The following is a 21,827-nucleotide window of genomic DNA, read 5'->3' as shown; positions in this document are numbered from 1 at the left end:
GGGCGCCGTGAGCCACGGCGAGCCGTACGCGTGGCGCCGTAAGCTCCGGGGGCCGTTCTGCGCAGGCCGCTGACTCACTCCGGCGCGAGTCCGTCGTGTCGGCTCGGTCCCCTACTGACGGCCGAGCCACGCGCGGTACGCGGCCACGGCGGTCGGGAGCGTCGGGAACGTCCGCTCCGTGCCGACCGTCTGCGCAAGGCCGTACGCCTCCAGGTCGTTCAGCAGTTCCTGCTTCACCCGGGCGAGGGCGAACACGACGCCGCGGCGGGTCAGTTCGCGGCGCACCTCGTCGACCGCGTCGAGGGCGGTGATGTCGACCTCGACATTGGCTTCGGTGTTCAGGACGAACCAGCGCACGGGATCGGACTGCTCGTCGACGGCGGCCAGGGCGCGGCGCCGGAAGTCCTCCGCGTTGGCGAAGAACAGTGGCGAGTCGTAGCGGTAGACCAGCAGCCCGGGGATCGTCCGGGCCTGCGGGTAGTCGTCGACGTCGTGCATGCCGGCCATCCCGGGGACCAGGCCCTCGACGGCGTCGTGCGGACGTGCCACCCGGGCCAGCAGTTCGGCCACCGACAGACCGACGGCCACGATCACCCCGTACAGGATGTCCAGGGCGAGCACCCCGACGAGGCAGCCGAGCGCGAGGAGCAGTTCCCGGCGGCGGAAGGATGCCAGCCGGCGGAAGCCGGCGAGGTCGATCATGCGGACCGCGGCGTAGACGACCAGCGCGCCGAGCACGGCGGAGGGCGTGCGCGCCAGCAACGGACTGAGGAAGAGCAGCACCGCGAGCACCACCGCCCCGGCCACCAGGGAGTACGCCTGGCTGCGGGCGCCCGCCGAGGAGGCGAGGGCGGTGCGGCTGGCGCTGCCGCTCACCGGGAAGCCGTGCAGTGCTCCGGCGCCGAGGTTGGCGGCGCCCAGGGCGAGGAACTCCTGGTTGGCGTCGAGCCCGGGACCTTCGCCCCCCGGACCTTCGTCGCCGTGGCCGGTGAACGCCCGTGCGGTGAGGATGAAGTCGGTGTAGGCGACCAGCAGCACGCCGAGCGCGGGCAGGACGAGGTGGGGCAGCTCGCTCAGGTCCGGGGCGGCGAGGTTCGGCAGCCCGGCCGGGACCTCGCCGATCACCTTGATCCCGTACCGCCCGTCCAGGTCGAGGACCACGACGGCGGCGGTCGCGAGGACGAAGGCGACCAGCGGGCCGGGCACGACGCGGGCGTAGCGGACCGTCACGAAGAGGAACACGAGAATGACGGCGGAGAAGACGACGGTCGCCGGGTCCGCTTCGGGCAGGTGGGCGAGGAACGACCACAGCTGGCGGAAGAACTGGGTGCCCGTCGTCCGCACCCCGGTGAGCTTGGGCAACTGGTCCACCATCATGATGAGGGCCACGCCCGCGAGATAGCCGATCAGGACGGGGCGGGACAGCAGGTCCGCGAGGAAGCCGAGCCGCGTCGCCCGGGCGACCAGGCAGAGCAGCCCGACCGTGACCGCGAGGGCGGCCGCCAGGGACGCGTAGCGCCCGGCGTCCCCGGCGGCGAGCGGGGCGATGACGGCGGCCGTCATGAGGGCGGTCGTGGACTCGGGGCCGACCGACAGCAGCCGTGAGGAACCGAACAGGGCGTACATCGCGAGGGCCGGGAGGATCGCCCACAGACCGGTGACCGGCGGCAGCCCGGCCACCCCCGCGTAGGCCATGACCTGCGGCACCAGGTACGCGGCCACGGTCACCCCGGCGAGCAGGTCACCCGTGAGCCACGCGCGCCGGTAGCCGAGGAGCGCGACGAGACCGGGTACCAGTCGGCGCCACACCGGGACGTGTCTGCCCGAGCCCTGGGACATGTGCCGCCTTCCGTCGTCTGCCCTCATGATCTACCGGCCGCGAGAACTACGGCGAGAGGCTGTGCGCCCGGCGGCCCGCACCCGGTCCGAGGGCCCTCTGGGAACTGGGTCGACGGCCCTCTGCGAACAGGGCTGCACCCGCCCGGTGGCCCTCTGCGAACAGGGCCGTTCGTCCACGTGGCCGCGGGCCTTCGGTATCCGTCGGGTGGGAGAGGCGGTCGGCGGTATCCGTCGGGTGGGAGAGGCGGTCGGCGGTATCCGTCGGGTGGGAGAGGTGACCGGCGCTCAGAGGCTCGCGGCGTGGTCGGGGACGTAGGTCTGCAGATCCCGCGGCGAGCGCTGGTAGCCGGTCGACAGAGGCCGTTCCGGCAGCTCCAGCACCGGCGGCGGCACCTCGTGGTAGGGCACGGACGACAGCAGATGAGCGATCATGTTCAGCCGCGCCCGGCGCTTGTCGTCGCTCTCGACGACGTACCAGGGCGCCTCGGAGATGTCGGTGTGCACCAGCATCTCGTCCTTGGCCCGGGAGTACGCCTCCCAGTGGGTGATCGACTCCAGGTCCATCGGCGAGAGCTTCCAGCGCCGCAGGGGGTCCTCCAGACGGCGCCGGAAGCGCTCCTGCTGTTCGGTGTCGCTCACCGAGAACCAGTACTTGCGCAGCAGTACCCCGGCCTCGACCAGCATGCGTTCGAAGATCGGGCACTGGCGGAGGAAGAGCTGGTGTTCCTCCTTCGTGCAGAAGCCCATCACGTGCTCGACCCCGGCCCGGTTGTACCAGGACCGGTCGAACAGCACGATCTCCCCGGCCGCCGGCAGATGCTCCACGTACCGCTGGAAGTACCACTGGCTGCGCTCGCGCTCGGTCGGCGTCGGGAGCGCCGCGATCCTGGCCACACGGGGGTTGAGGTGCTCGGAGACCCGCTTGATCGTCCCGCCCTTGCCCGCCGCGTCCCGCCCCTCGAAGATCACCACCAGCCGGGTCCCCGTCGTCCGCACCCACTCCTGCAGCTTCACCAACTCCGTCTGCAGCCGCAGCAGTTCCTTCTCGTACGTCTTGCGCGGCAGCGCCACCGCCTTCTTGTCGGCCATGCCGCCTCCACCGCCCGATGACCTCAACGCCGACGACTTCCGAAGTCCCACCCACGTCCGGGGCCGAACACCAGAACGCCACCGTACTGACCGAGGAAGACCTGCGCACCCTGGACGCGCATCGGCGGGCCGCCGACCCTCTGGCCGGGCCGGAGGGCAGCTGCGGCGAGACCTGTCCGGACCGGCGAAAGCGGGGCCGCTCGGCGGTCACAGAGGGGCCGACCGGCCCCGGGGTGTCCCCCGTACAGCCCATGGGATCCTCCTCCGCCCCGCCGCACGATCGGGGTGTCGGAAGCCCATGGAGGAGCGAGATCGCCGTGGCCGACGCCCGTCCGCGTACCGATGAACAAGCGCAGGCGACGCACGGCGGTTCGTCCGCCGGCACCGCGCCGTGCTCGCCGACCGCCCGGTAAGTAATCCCGGTACTCGTAAGTAAATCCCGGTACTCAAAAAAGGAGGGGGGAGGAGCGTCATGAAAGGCTTCGTCTTCCACGGCCCCGGGCAGTCCGCCTGGGAGGAGGTCCCCGATCCTGCCGTCAAAGAGCCGACCGACGCCATCGTGCGAATTGTCGCCGTCACCATCTGCGGCACGGACCTGCACATCCTCAGGGGCGACGTCCCCGAGGTACGCCCCGGCACGGTCCTGGGGCACGAGGCCGTCGGCGAGATCGTGGAGGTCGGCGGCGACGTCCGGACCGTACGTCCGGGCGACCGCGTGCTGGTCTCCTGCATCAGCCCCTGCGGACGCTGCCGCTACTGCCGCGAGGGGAGCTACGGCCAGTGCCGGGGCGGTGGGGGCTGGATCCTGGGCCACCTGATCGACGGCACCCAGGCCGAGTACGTCCGTGTCCCCTACGCCGACCTGTCCGTGCACGCCCTGCCCGGCGCGGTGGAGAGCAAGGACGCCGTCCTGCTGGCGGACATCTTCCCGACCTCCTACGAGGTGGGCGTCCTCAACGGGCAGGTACGTCCGGGCGACACCGTCGCCGTCGTCGGAGCCGGTCCCATCGGACTCGCGGCGATCGCCACGGCACGCCTGTTCGCGCCCGAGCGGATCGTCGCCGTCGACCTGGCCGCCTCCCGGCTGGAGGCAGCCAAGCGGCTCGGCGCCGACGCCGTGGCCGACGCTCGCGAGGACCCCGAACAACTGGTCGACGATCTCACCGACGGTCTCGGCGCGGACGTGGTCATCGAGGCGGTCGGGTTGCCGGAGAGCTTCGAACTGTGCACGCGCATGGTGCGGCCGGGCGGTCACGTCGCCAACGTCGGCGTCCACGGCAAGCCCGCCACGCTGCACCTCGAAGACCTGTGGATCAAGAACGTGACCATCACCACCGGCCTCGTGGACACCCACTCCACGCCCACCCTGCTACGCATGGCCACCGCCGGCCGGCTGCCCACCGCGCAGCTGGTCACCCACACCTTCCCGCTGGAGCGCATGGAGGAGGCGTACGACGTCTTCGCCCGGGCCGCCGACACCGGCGCTCTCAAGGTGGTGCTCGGCGGACCATCGCACGAGGAGGTCGCCGTCCGGGCGGCCTGACGAGCGGCTTGACGGGCGGCCTGACAAGCGGCCTGACAAGCGGACGAGACGGGTCACGGCCGCTCGTGGACACAGGTGCGCCGAGTTGTTGTCGACGCGACGACCAGTGCAGGACGGCTGTGTCCGGTGCCGGTGAGAGACGAGATGGCATATGTACGCCAACGACGGATTCCGCGAACTCGACCGGCAGGAGTGCCTGGATCTGCTGGCCACGGTGCCTGTGGGGCGCATCGTGTACACGCGGCAGGCGTTGCCCGCCGTCCTCCCGGTCGACTTCCGCCGAGACCGCGACGGCGCGGTGCTGGTGCGCACCTCGGCCTCTTCGGAACTGGTGAGCGCGATCGACGGAGCAGTGGTGGCCTTCGAGGCCGACGAGGTGGACGCCGTCACCCACTCCGGGTGGAGCGTCGTGGTCATGGGAGCGGCCACCCTCGTGACCGACCCCGCCGAGCACGCACGGCTGCTGCGGACCGGGCCGCGTTCCTGGGCGCCGGCACCGCAGGAGGTCTTCGTACGCATCGACCCGGAACTGGTCACCGGGCGCGAACTCGTCGGCGGACGCACTCTGTACGGCGTGCACCTCCCTTCCTGAATCGTCCATCGTTCCTTCAGCAGATCCGTCCTCTCCCGGTCGCTCGGCTCCATACGCTGTCGCACCCGCTGCCTGGCCGTTACCGTGGCACATGACCGGATTGGTGGGCGTTCGTCCCCTGAGGGCCTGGAGGAGCGCAGGGTGGAAAGCCCCGAGGAGGCTCGCGTGAGACTGCCTCACTTGCGGCTGGACGAGCTGTTGGAGGAACTGCAGGCGCGGCTGGACGCCGCCCGTGGCACCCGCGACCGCGTGCACAGCCTGCTGGAGGCGCTGCTGTCAGTCGGCAGGGAGCTGGATCTGGAGCAGGCACTGCACAGCATCGTGGAGGCCGCCGCGGTGCTCGTCGACGCGGAGTACGCGGCACTCGGCGTGATCGGCCCGGACGGCAGGCGGCTGTCGGCCTTCCACACGGTCGGGGTCAGCGAGGAGCAGATCGACCGGATCGGCCCCTATCCGGAGGGCCACGGCATCCTGGGGGAGCTGATCCGTCATCCCGAGCCGTTGCGCCTGGCGAAGATCTCCCAGCATCCGGCCTCGTACGGCTTCCCGGCGCACCACCCGCCCATGAACACCTTCCTCGGTGTCCCCATCCGGGTGCGCGGCCAGGTCTTCGGCAATCTGTACCTGACCGAGAAGCGAGGCGGCGCCCAGTTCGAGGAGGAGGACGTCTCGGTCACCCTCACACTGGCCGTGGCGGCCGGAGTCGCCATCGACAACGCCCGGCTGTACGAGGAGTCCCGGCTGCGGGAACGCTGGCTGCGGGCGAACGCGGACATCACCCACAACCTGATGTCCGGAGGTGATCGCGCCGAGTTCCTCGCTCTGATCGCCGAGCGGGCCCGCGAGATCACCGGATCCGCCCTGGCGGCGGTCGCGCTGCCCATGGCGGACGCCGGGGCACTCGCCGTGGAGATCGCCGTCGGGACGGACGCCGAGGCACACCGGGGGCTCGTACTGTCGATGGACCGGAGCCTGATGGGGCTGGCCTTCTCCGGTGCGGCCCCGGTCACCAGCGCCGATGTCGCCCACGACGAACGCATCTCGCTGGAGCCTCCGCGTTTCGGGGGACTCGGCCCCGCTGTGGCCGTGCCGATCGGCACGGGCGAGGCGGGTGCGCGTGGCGTGGTCCTGCTGGCGCGAGACACCGGCCGGCCGGTGTTCTCGGCGACGGAGACCGAGACCCTCCAGGCCTTCGCCGCGCAGGCCGCCGTCGCGATGGAGCTGGCGGAGCGACGCCAGGACGCCGAGGAGGTCGCGGTGCTCAAGGATCGTGACCGTATCGCGCGGGACCTGCACGACCTGGCGATCCAGCGGCTGTTCGCCACCGGCATGACGCTGCAGAGCGCGGGCCGTTTCATCGACCACGAGGAGGCCTCCGAACGCGTGGTGCGTGCGGTCGACGACCTCGACGAGACCATCAAGATCATCAGGTCGACGATCTTCGGCCTCCGTACCCGTGAGGGCGCCGGGGAGGCCGGACTGCGGGACCGCGCCGTACGGGTGGTCGGGGAGGCCGCGCCGGTCCTCGGTTTCGCCCCCAGCGTCCGGATGGAGGGCCTGCTGGACACCGACGTGCGGAAGGAGATCGCCGACCACGTGGTGGCGGTGCTCTCCGAGGCCCTGACCAACGTCGCCCGGCATGCCCGTGCGGACCGCGCCGAGGTGCTCCTGGCCGCGGACGGGCGGGAGGTACGGCTGTCGGTCACGGACAACGGTGTGGGCATCCCGGACGACGGCCACCGCAGCGGTCTGCGCAATATGGCGGAGCGCGCGGAGCAGTTGGGCGGCCGACTGGAACTGGGGAAGCCCGAGGGCGGCGGTACGACGCTGGTGTGGCGGGCGCCGACGCGGAAGCCGTAGGGGCTGAGGCACCCGGCACCCGCACCCGGCACCCGCACCCGGCACTCGCGCTCGGCGGGCGTGTGTGGTCCCGAGGTCCGAGGTCCGCGGGTGCTACGCCGCGACAGCCTGCGGCGGCCGTGGGTACGCTGGTGCTGGTGATGAGCAGGGCCCCCGGGCGCTGCTCCCGGGCGTTGCGTCAATGCCTGAGTACGAGCGCGGCCACGGTCGTAACCCAGGGGAACGCGTGGGCGGTCGGGAGGAACGGGCTTGCGCTGCCGTAAGCGGTCACCAGCTTTCCCGGAGGCGAGGCGCTCATGACCTGCCTGAGCCGCGCTGCCCGGTGAGGAGAGGCCGTCGAACCTCGGGACAGGGCCGTTGGGCCCATGTCCGCACAGGCGTGGCGACCGAGGCTGGTGACGCGGGACGGCATCCGAGCACCTGGAGGACGCCATGCCCTACTTGAGGAGTGAGGAAGTCGTCGCGCGCTTCCACGCCGCGCCTGTCGAGCCGATCCGGGTGGAGGCGCGTGACCGCGTCGTGACGCTCACCGGCCGGGTGCGGGACAGGTCGCTCGCCCCCGTCGAGACGGCCGCTGCGGGTGGTGGACGGCGTGATGGGCGTGGACGGCGCACTGTCCCGGCCACCCCGCGGCGCGGACCTCGACCCGGCTCTCCCCGACGACGCCCGGGCCGAATGGACCGGCGGTGCCGGAAATGTGGTGCGACCGTGACGGCACTGAAGGAGGTGTCGAGTCCATGGCCAGAACAGATCCGGCGGAATTGACCAGAGTGCGGTTCTGGCGATGGCGGCGCAATCCTCTGCGACGCCACAGCGACGTCGTCGAAGCCAGGATCGTGCTTGTCACCTGGACTCTGGCCCTCCTGGGCGGGACCTTCGCGGGCCAGGCGGCCGCAACGGGAGTCGACCAGGCCCTGGCCGCGCGGAGAGCGGCCGTACACACCGTCGCCGCCGCGCTGGCCGAGGACGCTTCGAAGATTCCGCCGTCCACGACCGGAGTCGACGACGGCAAGGTGTGGGCCAAGGTCCGCTGGACCACTGCCGACGGCGTCACGCACACGGCCAAGACGAAGGCCGAGCCCGGCGCCGCGGCGGGCACTCGCGTGACGGCGTGGGCCGACAGCACCGGCAATCTGGTCTCCAAGCCGCCCACGGTGGCGCAGGCGAAACTGGAAGCGGTCGGCACCGGGCTGCTCGTCGTGTCGGGCGCCGGCTCCACGGCACTCGCTGGTGGCTGGCTGGTCCGCAGGCGGCTGCTGCGTCGGCGGCTGGCGGAGTGGGACGCGGAGTGGAAGCGCGTCGGCCCGCAGTGGCGGAACCTCAGCGGAGGCAAAGGATGACAGGCGGCCCGTGCTGACCGAGTCCCTTACTGAGCCCCCGGAAGGGACCGGGCAGCCTCCGCCCCCGCACGGGCCGCGGCGTGCCCCCTCCTGGCCGTCTCCTGGCCGGGGCCTTCTCCCCAGGTTCTTCTCCCCAGGGTCTTCTCCCCTGACGCGGGCCGTCCGGGGAGAAGAGAGGGCTCACTCGATGTCGAGTACCTCGTGCACGGGGCGGCGCGGTGTGCCGGGGCCTGCCGGGCCGTATCCGAGCCGGAGCACCATCTGGATGAATCCCATAGCCGACCGCGGGTCGCGCACGGTCCAGCGGAGTTCGGGCCATTCGAGAGCCTGGGACGTGAGTGAGGTGGCCAGCCCGTCGAGGGTGGCCTCGAGCAGAACGCGTTCCATGGCCTGGCCCGCCAGCAGCCAGTCCCTCGGCCGGTCGTCCACGGTGCCCAGGATCGCGAGCTGGGGCGCGTTCTCGAACGCGGCGGTCTCGCGGCCGGGAACGGGGCGCCTCCCGGCGAAGTCACGCACGGGCGCCCTGCCGTGGCGCTTGCGAGGGCCGAAGGCGTACGCCGGTACCCCGTCGCCGGCCGTTTCCGCTGCTCCGGTGTCCACACGGGTCCAATGCCTCAGCTCCTCGGACGCGGCGGCGTCCATGGCGTCGCGTCCCTCGGCGTCGTGCACCAGGTCCAGCAGTGTGTGTACATGCCATATGTCGGGAAAGGCCAGTCGCGCCCCCTCCAGGAGAGCGGCGGCGCTCAGGGCATCCTTGATGGCCGGGGGTATCGCCTCGTCGCTGAACGGGTGGCGGCTGGTTCGACGGCGACGGATCGCCGGATACAGCGGGGCGAGGTCTTCCGCGAGACCGTTCCCGGGAAGTGCTGGGCTGCTCAGCCGTACCACCGCGAGCAGCCGCGGGTCCGCGGGGTCGGGCAGCAGTTCGGTGTCCGGTGCCCAGCCGGCGTGGGCGGCGGCGACGCGCAGGTTGAACAGGGCAGCGGCGCAACCGAGGTGAAGACCGCGGGTGGTGGGGTCGGCCCGCGGCATGGCGCGCTCGAGATCCGAGTACACCTGGAAGGTGCTGTCGCCGCGCAGGAACCGGAATCTCCACGGCTGCGCGTTGTGCATGGACGGAGCCGCCACGGCGTCTTCGACCAGCGCTGTCACGGTCGTCGTGTCGAGTTCACGTACGGACACCGGACCTGCCTCCCTCCAGGGCCGACCGGCCAATCACGGAAGGGCGATTCCCGTCTCCTCCACTATTCCACGGCGGTCCCGGGCAGGCGCTGTCATCAAAGAACTCAGGAGCTGTGCGCCTGCGGTCCGCCGGGATCGGCCGATTCGCCGGTGAGGTGCGGCTCGACGTCCACCACACCCTCGACGGCGCGCACGAGGCGCACGGCGACCGGGATGAGCGAGGTGTCGTGGAGGTGTCCGTGCAGGGTGACGACTCCCTCGTGCACGTTCACGCTGATGGCGTGGTTGGAGGTGGGGAAGAGACAGGACACCACCGTGCGGCGGACCTCTTCCACGATGTCGTCGTCCGACCGCAGGAAGACCTTCAGCAGATCGGCGCGGCTGACGATGCCCTGCAGCATGCCGACGCCGTCGACCACGGGCAGGCGCTTGACATGCCGCACGGCCATGATCCTGGCAGCCTGCGCGAGAGTGGCGTCCGGGTGAACGGTGACGGCGGGCGTGCTCATGAGTTCCTCCGCCCTCGTCGCGCCGGCCTTGGCGACGTCGGTCAGGCGCAGTCGCTGCTGGTAGAGGCTCTGGTCGTCGTCGCGGAACTCCTCCTTGGGCAGCAGATCGGCCTCGGAGACGACACCTATGACACGTCCCTCCCCCTCCAACACCGGCATGGCGCTGACCTTCCACTGCTCCATGGTCCGCACGATCTCCTTGAAGAGCGCGTCGCGTCCGACCGCCACCACCGCCTGGGTCATCACATCGCTCACGACGTGCGGAGTCCCGGTCACTTCCGACCACCTCGCCTCGGGTTCGTCAGGACATGTCCCGGTCGCAGTGAGGTGCGCTCACAACGAGCAGCCCGTACCCGGAGGGCCTGCTGCGTCGCTCCTGCCCGCGCCGGCCCACCACTGACACTCGTCCACGCGCCGAGGCTGTTCCCCACTGCGCTGTCCAGCCCTTCGCTGTTGCGCCACTGCCTTACATCTCCACGATCGTCGTTGACCGGCCTGGTGCAACTCCGGCAGCCACCGGCAGCCACTCCCTCTCCCGGGATCCGGATCCGGCGCACGGGTCGCGAGGGACCCGGGACGGTGCGACGGTATGGCAGGAGGGTTCTCGCCGGTGCGGGCGAGAAGTCGGGGCAGGAAGGCGGTGGGGACAGTGGACCTCCCCCTGGTCGTGGGCGTCGACGGATCTGCTTCCAGCTGTGACGCGGTGGACTGGGCGGTGGACGAGGCGGCGTGCCACGGACTGCCGGTTCGGCTGGTCTACGCCTCTCTCTGGGAGCACTACGAGGGCGTTCGTCCCCCCTCCGCCTCCGACCGTCCGTCCGAGCAAGTCATGGCGGAGAACATCGCCGCGGCCGGCGTGGAACGCGCCCGGCTGCGTAACCCGGAGCTGAAGGTGTCGGGCGAGGTGCTGCCCGACGACGCCGTGTCCGTGCTGCTGAACGCAGGTCTTGAGTCTTTCGCCCTGGTCACCGGTTCCCGCGGGCGTGGCGAGATTGCCGGGTCGCTGCTGGGGTCGGTCAGTCTCACGGTGGCGGCCCGCGCCCTCTGCCCGGTCGTCGTCGTCCGTGGCGGGGAGCGGAATCGGCAGGGCGCCTTCGGCCGCGTCGTGGTGGGCGTCGACGACTCGCCCGAGAGTCGGGCAGCCGTCCGGTTCGCCTTCCGGGAAGCGCGGGCGCGAGGCTGCGCACTGCACGCCGTTCAGGCCTGGCGCCGCCCCGCGCACGAGCACACCGACACCGCCGCCCGCACTCACGAGGAACGGGTCTCCGCCTTCCTCGCCGACGCGCTGCGCGACGCTGTCCGAGAGCATCCCGAGGTCGATCTGCAGCCTCGGACGGTCGAAGGCCCCGCCCACCGGGTCCTCCTGGACGCGTCAGCGGACGCCGATCTGATCGTCGTAGGTGCCGAAAGGCGGCGGCACGGACACTCCGGTCTGCACCTGGGCAGAGTCACTCACGTCCTGCTGCACCACTCCGCGTGCCCGGTGGCGGTGGTTCCACGACGGGCCTGAGGCGGCCACTCCCGACCCCTGTCATCTGTCAGGAGCGGACGGGCCCGGCATTCGCCTACTCGGCGTGGACGGACAGTCCGCTGCGTGTCGTGGTCGCTCCGATGGTGCTGACGACGACTTCGTGGCTGGTCAGGGGCCTGCCACGCCAGTTGATGCTGATCTGTGAGAACAGCCGGTGCTCTATTTTGTTCCATTTCGATGTTCCCGGTGGAAAGTGACAGACAGTCACTTCAAGGCCCGTCTCGTAGGCGAAGTCCGCGAGTTCCTTCTTCCAGGCGAAAACCGAAGAGTTATTGATCGGCAGGCCCCTGGGTCCTGGGTCAGGTGCCGGGCGGCGCCAGAAGCTTGTCGCCCGGCACTTTGGGCACGTGGAACACGATCAGCCTGACCGGATGGGGCACGGAGAGGGCGCCGTGCATGTCGTTCGGTTCAAGAAGGAGCAGATCACCCGCCCGGAGCCGGACCCGTTCCCCGTTGACCTCGTAGTCGGCGTTGTCCAGGAAGTAGAAGATCTCGTACAGGTACTGATGGCAGTGTCTGTCCTCGACGAAGTCCGCGGGGTGCTCGACCAGGAGGACCGCTGTCCTGTCCACCGGTAGGTTCACCGGCAGATCGAGAAGGGACGTGACCTCCCGCCCGTCCGGTCGTCGGTCCGAGGGCACCTTCGCCGCGTGTACGACGCGCATCCGGCGGATCCTTGTCTCTCAGTCATCCATGGGCCGTCAACCGCGGCGAGGCGGAGACGGGTGCCACGGCAGTGGCAGCAGTGGCGGTGGCAGTGGGAGTCACCGTGGTGGTGGGAGTGACGGCGGCTGCCGTGGCGGTGGCAGTCGTCAGGTCCTCGTAGAGGCTGTTGATCAGTTCAAGACCTCGGGCATAGCAGGCCAGAGCCACGGTCTCGTGCTGGTCCCTGGCTATGTGGAAGGGCATCACACTGCACATGTGGGCCGCTTCGGCCATCCTCACCTTGAGCAGCCAGTGGTCATCGCCCTCGTCCCAGCCGGTCGCGGTCAGCCAGGCGCAGAGCCGTTCCCGGACCCTTCCGTAGAAGTTGACCAGGTGGGGTGAGGTGAAGGTGTAGTTGATCTCGTCCTCCCCGGCTTCGACCCCGACATGCCCGTCATGGATCAGGTCGTAGAACGAGTTGACGGAGTGCCAGATCTTGCCGAGGTCGTAGGAGACGTCGTAACCGGCGTTCCCCCGGGGGTCGATCAGGAAGAACCGGTGGTTTCGGCGGTCGATCAGAATGTTGTCGAAATGCGGATCCCCGTGGGTCCTCGCCAGGCGCCTGGGTGTCAGCAGCCGCAGTGCCGCGGGGTCGTCGGTGAGGGCGCGGACCAGCCGCTGGGCTCCGTGCAGCGGGACGCCGTTCACCCGGACCTCGTCCGCGGCCCACAACCGCCGGCGATCGGGCAGGGCCCGAGCGGTTTCCACGAGCCGTCGTGCGATGCGGTCCAGATGGGTGCGGCGTACGTAGTCGCGCGGTACGGGGGCGTGCCCGACGGGATAGAGATCGCGCCTCATGGTGGCCAGTGCCCGGCGGGCCCATCTGGCGGCCTCCTCCTCGTCGACCTCGCCGCCCAGTATGAGTCTGCGCAGGGTGGGCAGGTGGTGGTACGCCAGGTCCACGGAGACCCCGTCGGGTTCGATCCGGGATTCGACGACTTTCGGGAAGTGCCGGCCTGCGGCCCGTTCGAGCCCCCGTAACCAGCCGATCTCCTCGGTGAGTTTGTCGCGGCCCGCACCGACCGCTTCCTTGCGGACGGTCCGGCGCCCGGAGGCGGGATGCAGCCGTACATAGGTCCGGGCATGGGAACCCCCGGCCAGGGCTCCGCCGACGACGACCTCGTTGCCGTGGACGTCTTTGGCCAGGGTCGCGCAGTGGACGGGGGAGCGGTGTGCGAGCCGGCTGACCGTTTCCGGCCAGGACAGTTCGTTGCCGCCTTCGTCAAGCACTGCGCACAGGACCGCCCTGGCGTGCTCCGTCAGGAACAGGGTCCCCAGGTATCCGAGGTCTCCTTCGCCTCCCAGACCGTCCAGCGCCAGGGTTCGCCGGTCCTTCCGGTGTGTCCTCGCGTACAGGGGGCAGCTGAAGTGCCCGGGTTCGGCCACCAGCGCCGTCGGGGTGCTCAGGTTCGCGAAGGCCGACAGGAACGCGGCGCGGATCTCGCAGCCGCAGTCGAGGACGAGGATGCTGCCGCCTCCCCGGCGCAGGACAGCGGCCAAGGCGCTGAGGTGGTTCTCGCCGTCTTCCGGTACGGCCCGTTCCATGACGGCGGACCAGGGGGCGAATGGTTCGTGCGGCGGGCGGCTGTCGTCCGTGATCACGGTGATACGGCCGAGCGTTCCGTCCAGCAGCGCGTTGTGCAGCTGGGAGAGGGATTCGTCGGAACTGTGCGGATTCTCCGGATGATGGGCACAGATGGTGTCACGCAGGACGATGTCCACCGGATGGCTCCTTGTGCGTCAATTCGCTTCTTGCGTCTATTCGCTGCGGGACGGTTCCGAGGTGTTGGACCGAACGGACGGGTGGCTCTGTGCGAACGGGAGTGTGATGTGGTGTCGACGGGCAGGTGACTTCGCGCCGGACGTGTCAGTCGGCGCCGGCCGGGCTGAGGACGCCGATCGACCGGAGGAACGGTGAGAGCCGATGGGAGACCCCGCCCGGCGGCCGCACGCCCAGGCCCTCCAGCCGCTCCGTCCTCAGCCACGGTCGGGCCGGTTTCGGTATCACGGGTGCCTCCGAGGACGTGTTCGCGGGGCGCACCAGGGACACCGGCATTCCCGTTGCCTCCGCGATCTTCCGGCCCCAGGCGTATTTGGTGAGTCCCTCCTGCGCGGCCACGTGGAGGACGCCGTCCAGATCGGCCTCGACGGCACGTTTCAGGGTGACGGCCACATCGTGCGTCCATGTCGGCTGGCGCTCGAAGCGGTCGTCCAGTTCCACCGGTTCGTGCCGTTCCAGCGCGTGCAGCAGCTTCTCGGTCCAGGTCGGACCGCGGCCGGCCACGCGTGCGCCGTAGAGGACGGGGAGGCGGACGATGAGGTGACCGGGGACCCGGGAAGCGTGCAACTCGCCCTCTCTCTTGGTCCGCCCGTAGATTTGCAGGGGCGCCGGGGTGTCGCTTTCCGCGTACCCGTTCTCGGCGGTGCCGTCGAACACGTACTCCGTTGAGATATAGACCAGCTTCACCCCGTGGCGTGCGCAGGACTCCGCGACGATTCTGGTGGTCTCGGCGTTCACCTGACGTGCGGCTTGCGGGTCGTCCTGACACTGCTGCACATCGGCGTTCGCGACACAGTGCACGCATACGTCGAAGTCCTGGTCCGCGAAGGCAGAGACGACCTGCTGTGCGGAGGTGGCGTCGACAGGCCGGTGCCCGTAGTCCGCGCCCATACGCGACCAGCCGGTCACTTCCTTCCCGGGGCCGGTGCCCAGTACGGACAACACTTCCGTGCCCAGCATTCCGCCGGCTCCGGTGACAAGAATCCTGCGAGACACGTCGTCCTCTTCTCCGCCCTCGCGGGCTGGGTGGGACCGTTCGATCGGCAAGCGGGGCCGGCGGGGCCTTGGGATCTTCGGCTCGCGGCGTCGTTGGCTTGTGGCCGAGCGCCGCGCATCCAATCGAACCGTTCCGTCCGCGGGGTGAGTCGCGGCGCATCCGTCGGTGTGCGTCGTGAGTGTGGGCGGCCTCGGGAGGGGCTGAAACGTTCTATTGCAACGGCTGACAGGGGGCTGTTCCGGCGAGGGGAGGCCAGGCGAGACGGCCTCAGGTCGGACCGGTAGGAGCGCTCCCACGGGCTCACATGATTACGGGCCGCCCTCGGGACTGTCAACCAATACCTCTGCCGCACCAGGCGCCACACGGGCATGGTCGAGTTGACACAGTGACACAGCGGCAGGACACGCCAGTGCCGGCCGACGCACGCCCGGCAGCGGGACAAGAGCCGGGAAGCGCAATGAAACGTTAAAAAAGGAGGGTACTGCGGATCTCTGTTCCGGGGGCGTCGAGGAGTCCTCCGGTGGCGCTCGCGAGCCGGTCCGCGCGAGTCCGAGAGAGGGGGTTGGTTCGTATGGACGAGCGGGCGGTGTTCACCGCCAGCTCGTCCGGGCGATGTTCACCGCCGTGGCCACCGACACGGCCCAGGGCGTGCGCCATGTGAAACAGGGCCACACGGCCGCGGCAAGGCCGTGGTCACGTGGTGTAGCACGCCGAACTGGCCTTCCCTGCCCGGTAGTCGAAGAGTCGGGGCGTTCCCGTCATGTCGCACCTATGATCGGCAAGCTGCGATGCAGAGATCAACCGACCTGAAAAGCGGGTCTGTTCAAGGGAGCTGCCGTGCGTCTTCGTCCCCTCGTTCTCATCCTGCCCACGCTGCTGTGCCTCGCGGCAGCCGTGTCGTGCGGCGACTCGGGCTCATCCAGCGACGACTCGGGTCCCATCGGCGCGAGACAACTGGATGGAACGAATCTGTGCACGCTCCTGTCCGAGGACACCATGGCCAAACTGCTGGGTGTGAAGAAGCTGGAGAGCGATTCGGCGGCGGGCGCGAGTGACGACTGCGAGTGGACGGCGCCGGTTGACGGATCCGCCGACGGCAAGCTCCAGATGAACAGCTACTACGTGATGGAAGTGGGCGAGCAGACGACTGTCGGTGGTCTACGCGCGCGCCGCGCCGTACAGTCCACTGCCTGCGAGATCTCCGTCGCCACGACGGGAGCGACCGATCCGGCCGGCGAGTCCGGGAAGGCCGACCCCGCCCTCCGCGTCTGGTTCCTGGGCCCGGCGGACGGTTTCGACGACGCGAAGAACTGCAAGGCGGCCAGCCGTCTCGCCGAGGCCGCGATGCGGGCGTTGCCGGAGGGGTGAGCCGTGTAGCAGCGGGGGCGGAAGTCTCTGCGAGGGACGTGTCCGTCATCAGGTGGTCAGCCGAGGATCGCACGATCGTCGCGGTATCAGAGGGGGCAGGATCGCCGCGAGTACGGCCGACGCCACGCGCTCAGGCGACGGCAGAACAGACATCAACTCGCATACCGCCCTCTGAGACCCTCACGGCCATCGGCAGATCCGGTAGATCCTGGTAGATGAAGAACAAGCTGAGTCGGCAGCATGACAACGGGCTCGTTCACCTCATCCCAAGTGACGTGAACGAGCCCGTTGTTCCGCTCAGAGGCCGTACTCGGCCCTACTCCACCGTGAGCGCCACGAACGCGGCCCACTCGCCCCGGCCGACCTGCAGCACCGGTCCGCCGCTCGCAGTCTTTGAGTCTCGTACGTACACGGTGTCCAGGCCGGTAGCGACCTCCACGCAGTTTCCGCCGTCCGATCCGCTGTGGCTGCTCTTGAACCAGTGCAGCCCATCCACGTGCTCGGCCATCCGCTCCACGCTCATGTCTCTCCCACCATCCGCTCGATGAGTCGCGCAGACTCCTCGACGTTCAAGGCCTGCGATCGCAGCTTGCCATATCGCAAGGCGAAGCTACTGACCTCGGCGGGCTCTGAGACGACGCACCCGACACCTTGGGACTCGAAGTACCCGAGGTGCTTGTGCTCGCGCGTCTCCACCACTACGAACGGACCGTTCTTGCCAGGGTGGAAACCCCGCAGGGCTGGCATGACCTGGACCTCCACGTTCCGCAACGCGGCCAACTCCAGCAGTCGTTGCCACTGTGCACACATCACCTCAGGGCTGCCCACCGGATCGCGCAGCGCCTCCTCATTGATGATGAAGGACAACTCTGCGAGAGGCACTCGCGTCAGTAGCTTCTGCCGACCCAGCCGTGCTTCCGTGTGCTGGTCGATGATCTCCTCGTCCAGCGGCGGGCAGTGCCCAGCAAACAAGGCACGCGCATACCCCTCCGTCTGCAACAATCCCGGCACCAGCAGTGGCTCATAGTCGAACCGGCTCACCGCCTCCGCCTCGATCAGCGCGAAGTTGCGAAAGAACTTTGGCAACTTGGCCCGATCCACCTCCCCCTGAAGCGCCTCCAGAACCCCGCCCGCCTCCAGCGCCCGCTCCGCCGCCCCCGTGAACGCCGCCTTCGCCGGCCGTCGTCCCTGCTCCACCGAGGCCACCTGCTCCAGCGAGTAGCCGATCGCGTCCCCGAGTTGCTGCTGGTTCAGTCCGGCCCGCTTGCGCAGGTACTGCAACAGCACCCCGTACGCGGACCACATGCCCGGCACATCGGGTCCCTCGTCCTTGGTCTTCGCGCCCCGTCCCGTCCGCGTGTCCCGTACGTCGCGTACCGTCCTCACAGTCCCACGCCCTTCCATCCCGCGCCGCACCCCGCCCACGGCCGCGCTCGCCACCGGTCCATGTCCAACGCGAGCCGCGGGAACCGGGACACGTACCGGACCCGTACAACGCCCGTACAAGTCCCGTACAACCGAGCCCACAGCCGACCCCCCACTCCGTACGACGAGGGCGACGTACGGCCGTCGTACCTGGTCAGCGGGCGGTTCACCCCGTCACGCTGACACCGTGACCCACCAGCAACTCGCCGATGAGACGAAGCCGCCTCATGCTTCCGTCCGCCAACTGACCCTGCGTTTCAGCGGTACCAGACGGGGCGCCCGCCTCGCCCGTCGGCTCGCCGTCCAGCAGTTCACCGAGTGGACGGGCCTCCCGTACGACTCGGACCAGGCCCGTGCCGTCGCCCTCGTCACGGCCGAGCTGGCGTCGAACGCGTTCCGCCACGGCAGTCTGCCCGGCCGGGACTTCCGGCTGACGCTGCTCCTCCTGCCCGACCGCATCCGCATCGAGGTGACGGACACCCGCCCCGAGCGCCTCCCACCGCCCGTGACGCCGCGGCCCGCCGACGAGACGTCGGGCCGCGGACTGCTCCTCGTCCAGGCCTACGCCCACCGTTGGGGATACGCGGTCCGCGACGCGTACACGAAGACCGTCTGGGCGGAGACCCTCACCCACGGACACGTCCCGCCGCATACCGACCACCAGGCCGCCCCCTGCCCGGCATAGGGTCCGCGCCGGGGCTCGACACCGTCGGCTTCGCGCTGTCCCCTGTCATGTCACCGCATCGAGAAGGTGCGTGCCTGGCCGGTCTCCGCCTGCTTCCTGGCGCGTCGTCTCCTGTCCGTTCTCCGGCCGCCGGGCGCGCGGTTTCTCAGCCCACGCGGATCACCGCGTACGTCTCGCCGTCCCTCGGCGGCCGTGTCCAGGAGCGGGTGGTGAAGGTGTGCAGCCGCCCGTTCACGATCGCGTGACGCGGCAGATGGACACCGAACTCCGCGGTCACCGCTTCCAGCAGCGACCGTTCCACCTCGGCGCCGTCCTCCAGGTCACCGAAGAACCGGCTCGGGTCCAGCGCCTTCGGTATCTCCCCGCTGGACCGGACCTCTCCGTCCGCATAAGTGAACGCGTACTGCTCGGCGCCGTCCCGGGCCACCGAAAGGTGGAAGTACGGTTCCCCGTGCCCTGTCCTCAGGCCGCTCCACACCACCACGGCGCGGGTGCCCGCGCCGGCGGCCGCGGCCGGGGAGACGAACCGCTGCCGGCCGAACGGGGCAGGGTCGCCGTCGAAGGCGAAGCTCCAACCGTTGCCGGCCCGGCCGACCGCCATGAGGGCCCTGTCGTCGTAGGACGAGAACTCCCTTTTGCTGTCCAGCGACCTGCTGCGCGCCTCCCAGAAGGTCATGGGTTCGTTCAGCACGGTGCCGTCCCCGTCCGCGAGACGTCCGGGCAACTCCTCCGGCTCCACACCCTCCACCAGGACGAACCGGTAGGACGTGCGGTTGTTGCCCGGGTTCGGCTCCGCGAGCCAGGCCAGACCGCCCGGGTCGAGGGCGACCGGCGGCCTCGGTGCCTCTCCCGTCTGCCCACCCCTCGGCGTGGACAGCAACTCCCGGCCCCGCTCCGGGGTCAGCAGCGGCCCGAGCACGGGGTCGGCCACCCACCCCAGCGGCGCCAGGTGGTCCGGTCCCAGCGGCTCCCACAGGGGCAGAGCGTTCCTCAGCATCCGCCATGCCTCGTCGGAGTCTCCCCACCGCGCCAGCTCCCGCGCCCGCTCGACCGCTTCCCCGAACGGTCCGGCCACCGTGTACCGGTACGTGCCGTTCCGGACCTGATCCAGCGTCGCGTACGCCCGTGACACCAAGTCGTCGTCGGCGCCCCGCAGATGGAACCTCAGCGAGGAGTCGTCCCGGTACGAGTGTGCCGCGTGCGCGGCGACCAGCAGTGGCAGCAACTCGGGCGCGTACTGGGGGTCCGTCACCAGGCCGTCGTAAGACACCAGCGAGGTCTCTCCGAGCAGGCGGCGTATCTGGTCGCCCAGTCCGGCGGCCCGCGGCCTGCCGTAGCCCCTGGCCTCGTCCAGCGTCTTCACGGCCTGTTCCCAGCCGCCGCGCAGCGCCTCCAGCCGGGCTTCCTCCACCAGGGCGTCCAACTCGCGCGTCGTGTCGTTGGCGAACACCGGCTCTCCGTCGCGCCGGTGCGCCTGAAGGCTGTGAAACTCCCGGTTCATGTCCCGCATGAACGCAAGGAAGTTCGCGTACCGCTCGGGTGGCGCGGCCCGCCAGCTCGCCCACGTGTACACGGCCCACTCGCCGTCCTCGTCGACGTCCTCGGGATCCATGAGGACGTAGGTGATGTCGGACTCCACGTCGAGCTGCAGTCCGCATCGCCAGATGCGTTGCCAGATGTCCGCCTCCCGTTGCTCCTCAGGATCGGCGTCCGCGTCCTGGTCCTCCTCGAACATGTCCGCGTGTCCCGACTCGTCGTTGTGCCAGCGCGCGTCCTCGGCCCCCGCCAGCAGCGACACGAAGCCGCCCGCGTGCCGCCACCCGTCGCTGACCTTGAGGAACTCCCGGTAGGACGGGGGCATCCGTCGGCCGAGGCGTTCCTCCATGGCTGCGATCCGCTCCTCGGACGCGGGTGGGAACCCCAGCCACCGTGCCCGTCGCGCTGCCTCGTCGTTCTTGCCCCGCGTCTCGCCGTCCGCCAGGGAATCCGCCCACTCCCCGCTCCACCTGAGCAGGAAGGGCCGCCAGTCGAATGTTGTGGTGTCTGTCATACGCCCGATGCTGCCATCCACCACTGACAACGCCCCGCTGCTTGCCCCCGGAACGCACACCCCTGCCCGTAGGTCGCTTCCCAACTCACCGTACGGCGTCCTGGACTTCGCACGGGCCCACTCCATCACCCACTCTGCCGACGGGGCAGGGAGGGGCGAGAGCCGGACCGGGACCGAGCCCGTGAAGTGCCGGTGAAAACCCTGTGGAAGTTATGTCGGTGGGGCCGTTTATGCTGCCCCAGACGATCACGCGGGACCAGGGGAGGACGCGGCATGTTCGGCAAGCTGTTCGGCAGGGGTGCGGAGAGACCGGAGGCGGATCCGCACGCCCTTCCTGTCTCGCGCAGACAGAAGAACGGGATGTACACACTGCGCGCGCTCGGGGACGCGCGGGTGCTCGCGCTGGTGGAGGCCGCCGAGGCGGGTGACTGGGAGGCGGTCAAGGCGGCGCTGGCCCCCTTCGATCTCGGTCGCGACCATCAGGTCCTCGGTGAGCTGGCCGACGTGGACGGTGTGCAGGACTGGATCGGCCGGGCCGTCGAGGAGGACAAGGAGCACCGGGCAACCGCCCTGCTGATATCCGGGACGCGTCACATCATCTGGGGCTGGGAGGCCCGCACCGCCGCGCGTGCCGTGAACGTCACTCAGGAGCAGTGGCGGGTCTTCCACGAGCGGCTCCGCATCGCCGAGGAACAGCTGCTGGAGGCCGCCGAGCTGCGGCCCGAATGGGTCACGCCGTGGCGCCGTCTCCTCACCTCCGGCCGGGGCATGTCGCTGGGCACCGCCGTCAACGAGACCAGGCTCGACGCCGCCCTGCGCCGCGACCCGCTGGACCTGGACACCCACGTCGAGTGGGTGTCGCAGTTGCAGCCCCGCTGGGGCGGCGAGCCGGGCCAGGCCCTGGCGTTCGCCCAAGCCGCGTGTGCCCGCGCCCCGCAGGGACACCGCCTCGGCTGCGTGATCGCCATGGCGTACATCGAGGAGTGGGTCGAGTCGGAGCGCGGGGACTACCTCGAAACCTCCGAGATCCAGGCGCAGTTGCGGGAGGCGGCGGAACACAGCATCCTCCATCCCGCCTACGTCTGGCGCCCGGGCTGGCAGCACGACTTCAACATGTTCGCCATGGCCCTGTCGCTGGCCGGTGAACGTCAGACGGCCCGGCGCGTCTTCCAGACGCTCGACGGCGCGTACACCAAGTGGCCCTGGGTCTACTTCGCCGACTCCGAGAAGCAGTTCGCCCGCCGCCACCGCCGCGCCTGAGCCTCCGCCAGCACCCGCCACCACCCGCCGCGCCTGAGCACCCGTCGAGCCCCGGTGCCGCCTGACCACCCA

At 70.0% G+C, this 21,827-nt stretch carries 18 protein-coding genes and 1 pseudogene; 8 read left to right on the top strand and 11 right to left on the bottom strand.

Translation table 11 applies throughout. The features are described from left to right. Positions 1 to 111 precede the first annotated feature (111 nt). Entirely contained in the window at positions 112 to 1,839 is a 1,728-nt protein-coding gene (gene sulP, locus M2271_RS04435) for a sulfate permease (RefSeq protein ID WP_280885764.1), read from the bottom strand. 285 nt (positions 1,840 to 2,124) lie between these two features. Next, a complete protein-coding gene (gene ppk2, locus M2271_RS04430; protein ID WP_280885763.1) occupies positions 2,125 to 2,928 on the bottom strand; it encodes a polyphosphate kinase 2 in 804 nt (267 codons plus the stop codon). A 472-nt stretch (positions 2,929 to 3,400) separates the two neighbouring features. Here ppk2 and M2271_RS04425 point away from each other — a divergent pair, with 472 nt between their 5' ends. From M2271_RS04425 to M2271_RS04410, 4 genes are all read left to right on the top strand, one after another. Next, on the top strand, positions 3,401 to 4,471 hold the full coding sequence (locus tag M2271_RS04425) for a zinc-dependent alcohol dehydrogenase family protein (protein WP_280885762.1): 1,071 nt from the start codon (positions 3,401 to 3,403) through the stop codon (positions 4,469 to 4,471). A gap of 151 nt (positions 4,472 to 4,622) precedes the next feature. Beyond that, positions 4,623 to 5,063, top strand: coding sequence for a pyridoxamine 5'-phosphate oxidase family protein (locus M2271_RS04420; RefSeq protein ID WP_280885761.1), 441 nt, complete (start codon positions 4,623 to 4,625; stop codon positions 5,061 to 5,063). A gap of 141 nt (positions 5,064 to 5,204) precedes the next feature. Beyond that, positions 5,205 to 6,923, top strand: coding sequence for a GAF domain-containing sensor histidine kinase (locus tag M2271_RS04415; protein ID WP_280885760.1), 1,719 nt, complete (start codon positions 5,205 to 5,207; stop codon positions 6,921 to 6,923). Between the two features lie 737 nt (positions 6,924 to 7,660). Further along, entirely contained in the window at positions 7,661 to 8,263 is a 603-nt protein-coding gene (locus tag M2271_RS04410; RefSeq protein ID WP_280885759.1) for a hypothetical protein, read from the top strand. 180 nt (positions 8,264 to 8,443) lie between these two features. Here M2271_RS04410 and M2271_RS04405 read toward each other — a convergent pair whose 3' ends face one another. Next, positions 8,444 to 9,445, bottom strand: coding sequence for a nitroreductase family protein (locus M2271_RS04405; RefSeq protein ID WP_280885758.1), 1,002 nt, complete (start codon positions 9,443 to 9,445; stop codon positions 8,444 to 8,446). Positions 9,446 to 9,549: 104 nt separating this feature from the next. After that, entirely contained in the window at positions 9,550 to 10,230 is a 681-nt protein-coding gene (locus tag M2271_RS04400; RefSeq protein WP_280885757.1) for a CBS domain-containing protein, read from the bottom strand. Positions 10,231 to 10,603: 373 nt separating this feature from the next. Between M2271_RS04400 and M2271_RS04395 the strand changes: the two genes are divergently transcribed. Then, positions 10,604 to 11,464: a universal stress protein gene (locus M2271_RS04395; RefSeq protein WP_280885958.1), complete on the top strand. Its 861-nt coding sequence runs from the start codon at positions 10,604 to 10,606 to the stop codon at positions 11,462 to 11,464. 58 nt (positions 11,465 to 11,522) lie between these two features. Here M2271_RS04395 and M2271_RS04390 read toward each other — a convergent pair. The 4 genes and pseudogenes from M2271_RS04390 to M2271_RS04375 all read right to left on the bottom strand — a co-directional run. Next, a pseudogene (locus tag M2271_RS04390) lies at positions 11,523 to 11,747 on the bottom strand (ISAzo13 family transposase); the annotation flags it as partial. 37 nt (positions 11,748 to 11,784) lie between these two features. Beyond that, entirely contained in the window at positions 11,785 to 12,150 is a 366-nt protein-coding gene (locus M2271_RS04385) for an AraC family ligand binding domain-containing protein (RefSeq protein ID WP_280885756.1), read from the bottom strand. A gap of 22 nt (positions 12,151 to 12,172) precedes the next feature. Continuing rightward, positions 12,173 to 13,912: a phosphotransferase gene (locus tag M2271_RS04380; protein WP_280885755.1), complete on the bottom strand. Its 1,740-nt coding sequence runs from the start codon at positions 13,910 to 13,912 to the stop codon at positions 12,173 to 12,175. A 145-nt stretch (positions 13,913 to 14,057) separates the two neighbouring features. Beyond that, positions 14,058 to 14,966 (bottom strand): SDR family oxidoreductase, encoded by a 909-nt coding sequence (locus M2271_RS04375; RefSeq protein ID WP_280885754.1) that lies wholly within the window; start codon positions 14,964 to 14,966, stop codon positions 14,058 to 14,060. Between the two features lie 838 nt (positions 14,967 to 15,804). Here M2271_RS04375 and M2271_RS04370 point away from each other — a divergent pair. Next, the gene (locus M2271_RS04370; protein WP_280885753.1) at positions 15,805 to 16,335 is read left to right on the top strand and encodes a hypothetical protein; all 531 of its coding nucleotides are present in this window, start codon (positions 15,805 to 15,807) and stop codon (positions 16,333 to 16,335) included. A gap of 316 nt (positions 16,336 to 16,651) precedes the next feature. Here the strand turns inward: M2271_RS04370 and M2271_RS04365 are convergent, their stop codons facing one another. Beyond that, on the bottom strand, positions 16,652 to 16,858 hold the full coding sequence (locus M2271_RS04365; protein ID WP_280885752.1) for a DUF397 domain-containing protein: 207 nt from the start codon (positions 16,856 to 16,858) through the stop codon (positions 16,652 to 16,654). Beyond that, entirely contained in the window at positions 16,855 to 17,640 is a 786-nt protein-coding gene (locus tag M2271_RS04360; protein WP_280885751.1) for a helix-turn-helix transcriptional regulator, read from the bottom strand. The genes M2271_RS04365 and M2271_RS04360 overlap by 4 nt, the downstream gene beginning before the upstream one ends. Before the next feature lie 307 nt (positions 17,641 to 17,947). On the opposite strand from M2271_RS04360, the gene M2271_RS04355 reads away from it, so the two are divergent. After that, positions 17,948 to 18,445, top strand: a complete 498-nt coding sequence (locus tag M2271_RS04355) for an ATP-binding protein (RefSeq protein WP_280885750.1) — start codon at positions 17,948 to 17,950, stop codon at positions 18,443 to 18,445. A gap of 145 nt (positions 18,446 to 18,590) precedes the next feature. Here M2271_RS04355 and M2271_RS04350 read toward each other — a convergent pair whose 3' ends face one another. Then, positions 18,591 to 20,495: an SMI1/KNR4 family protein gene (locus M2271_RS04350; RefSeq protein WP_280885749.1), complete on the bottom strand. Its 1,905-nt coding sequence runs from the start codon at positions 20,493 to 20,495 to the stop codon at positions 18,591 to 18,593. Positions 20,496 to 20,768: 273 nt separating this feature from the next. Here M2271_RS04350 and M2271_RS04345 point away from each other — a divergent pair, with 273 nt between their 5' ends. Then, positions 20,769 to 21,755, top strand: coding sequence for a hypothetical protein (locus tag M2271_RS04345; protein ID WP_280885748.1), 987 nt, complete (start codon positions 20,769 to 20,771; stop codon positions 21,753 to 21,755). Positions 21,756 to 21,827 lie beyond the last annotated feature (72 nt).

The sequence above is a fragment of the Streptomyces sp. LBL genome, from assembly GCF_029893585.1.
Classification (GTDB): Bacteria; Actinomycetota; Actinomycetes; order Streptomycetales; family Streptomycetaceae; genus Streptomyces.
Note: the sequence above shows the minus strand (reverse complement) of the source record. Positions and strands in the feature narration are given on the sequence as shown.

Excerpts from the sequence above, each read along its gene's own strand:
- sulP (WP_280885764.1), bottom strand. The coding sequence starts at position 1,839 with ATGTCCCAGGGCTCGGGCAGACACGTCCCGGTGTGGCGCCGACTGGTA.
- ppk2 (WP_280885763.1), bottom strand. The coding sequence starts at position 2,928 with ATGGCCGACAAGAAGGCGGTGGCGCTGCCGCGCAAGACGTACGAGAAG.
- M2271_RS04425 (WP_280885762.1), top strand. The coding sequence starts at position 3,401 with ATGAAAGGCTTCGTCTTCCACGGCCCCGGGCAGTCCGCCTGGGAGGAG.
- M2271_RS04420 (WP_280885761.1), top strand. The coding sequence starts at position 4,623 with ATGTACGCCAACGACGGATTCCGCGAACTCGACCGGCAGGAGTGCCTG.
- M2271_RS04410 (WP_280885759.1), top strand. The coding sequence starts at position 7,661 with ATGGCCAGAACAGATCCGGCGGAATTGACCAGAGTGCGGTTCTGGCGA.
- M2271_RS04385 (WP_280885756.1), bottom strand. The coding sequence starts at position 12,150 with ATGCGCGTCGTACACGCGGCGAAGGTGCCCTCGGACCGACGACCGGAC.
- M2271_RS04365 (WP_280885752.1), bottom strand. The coding sequence starts at position 16,858 with ATGAGCGTGGAGCGGATGGCCGAGCACGTGGATGGGCTGCACTGGTTC.
- M2271_RS04360 (WP_280885751.1), bottom strand. The coding sequence starts at position 17,640 with ATGTGGTCCGCGTACGGGGTGCTGTTGCAGTACCTGCGCAAGCGGGCC.
- M2271_RS04350 (WP_280885749.1), bottom strand. The coding sequence starts at position 20,495 with ATGACAGACACCACAACATTCGACTGGCGGCCCTTCCTGCTCAGGTGG.
- M2271_RS04345 (WP_280885748.1), top strand. The coding sequence starts at position 20,769 with ATGTTCGGCAAGCTGTTCGGCAGGGGTGCGGAGAGACCGGAGGCGGAT.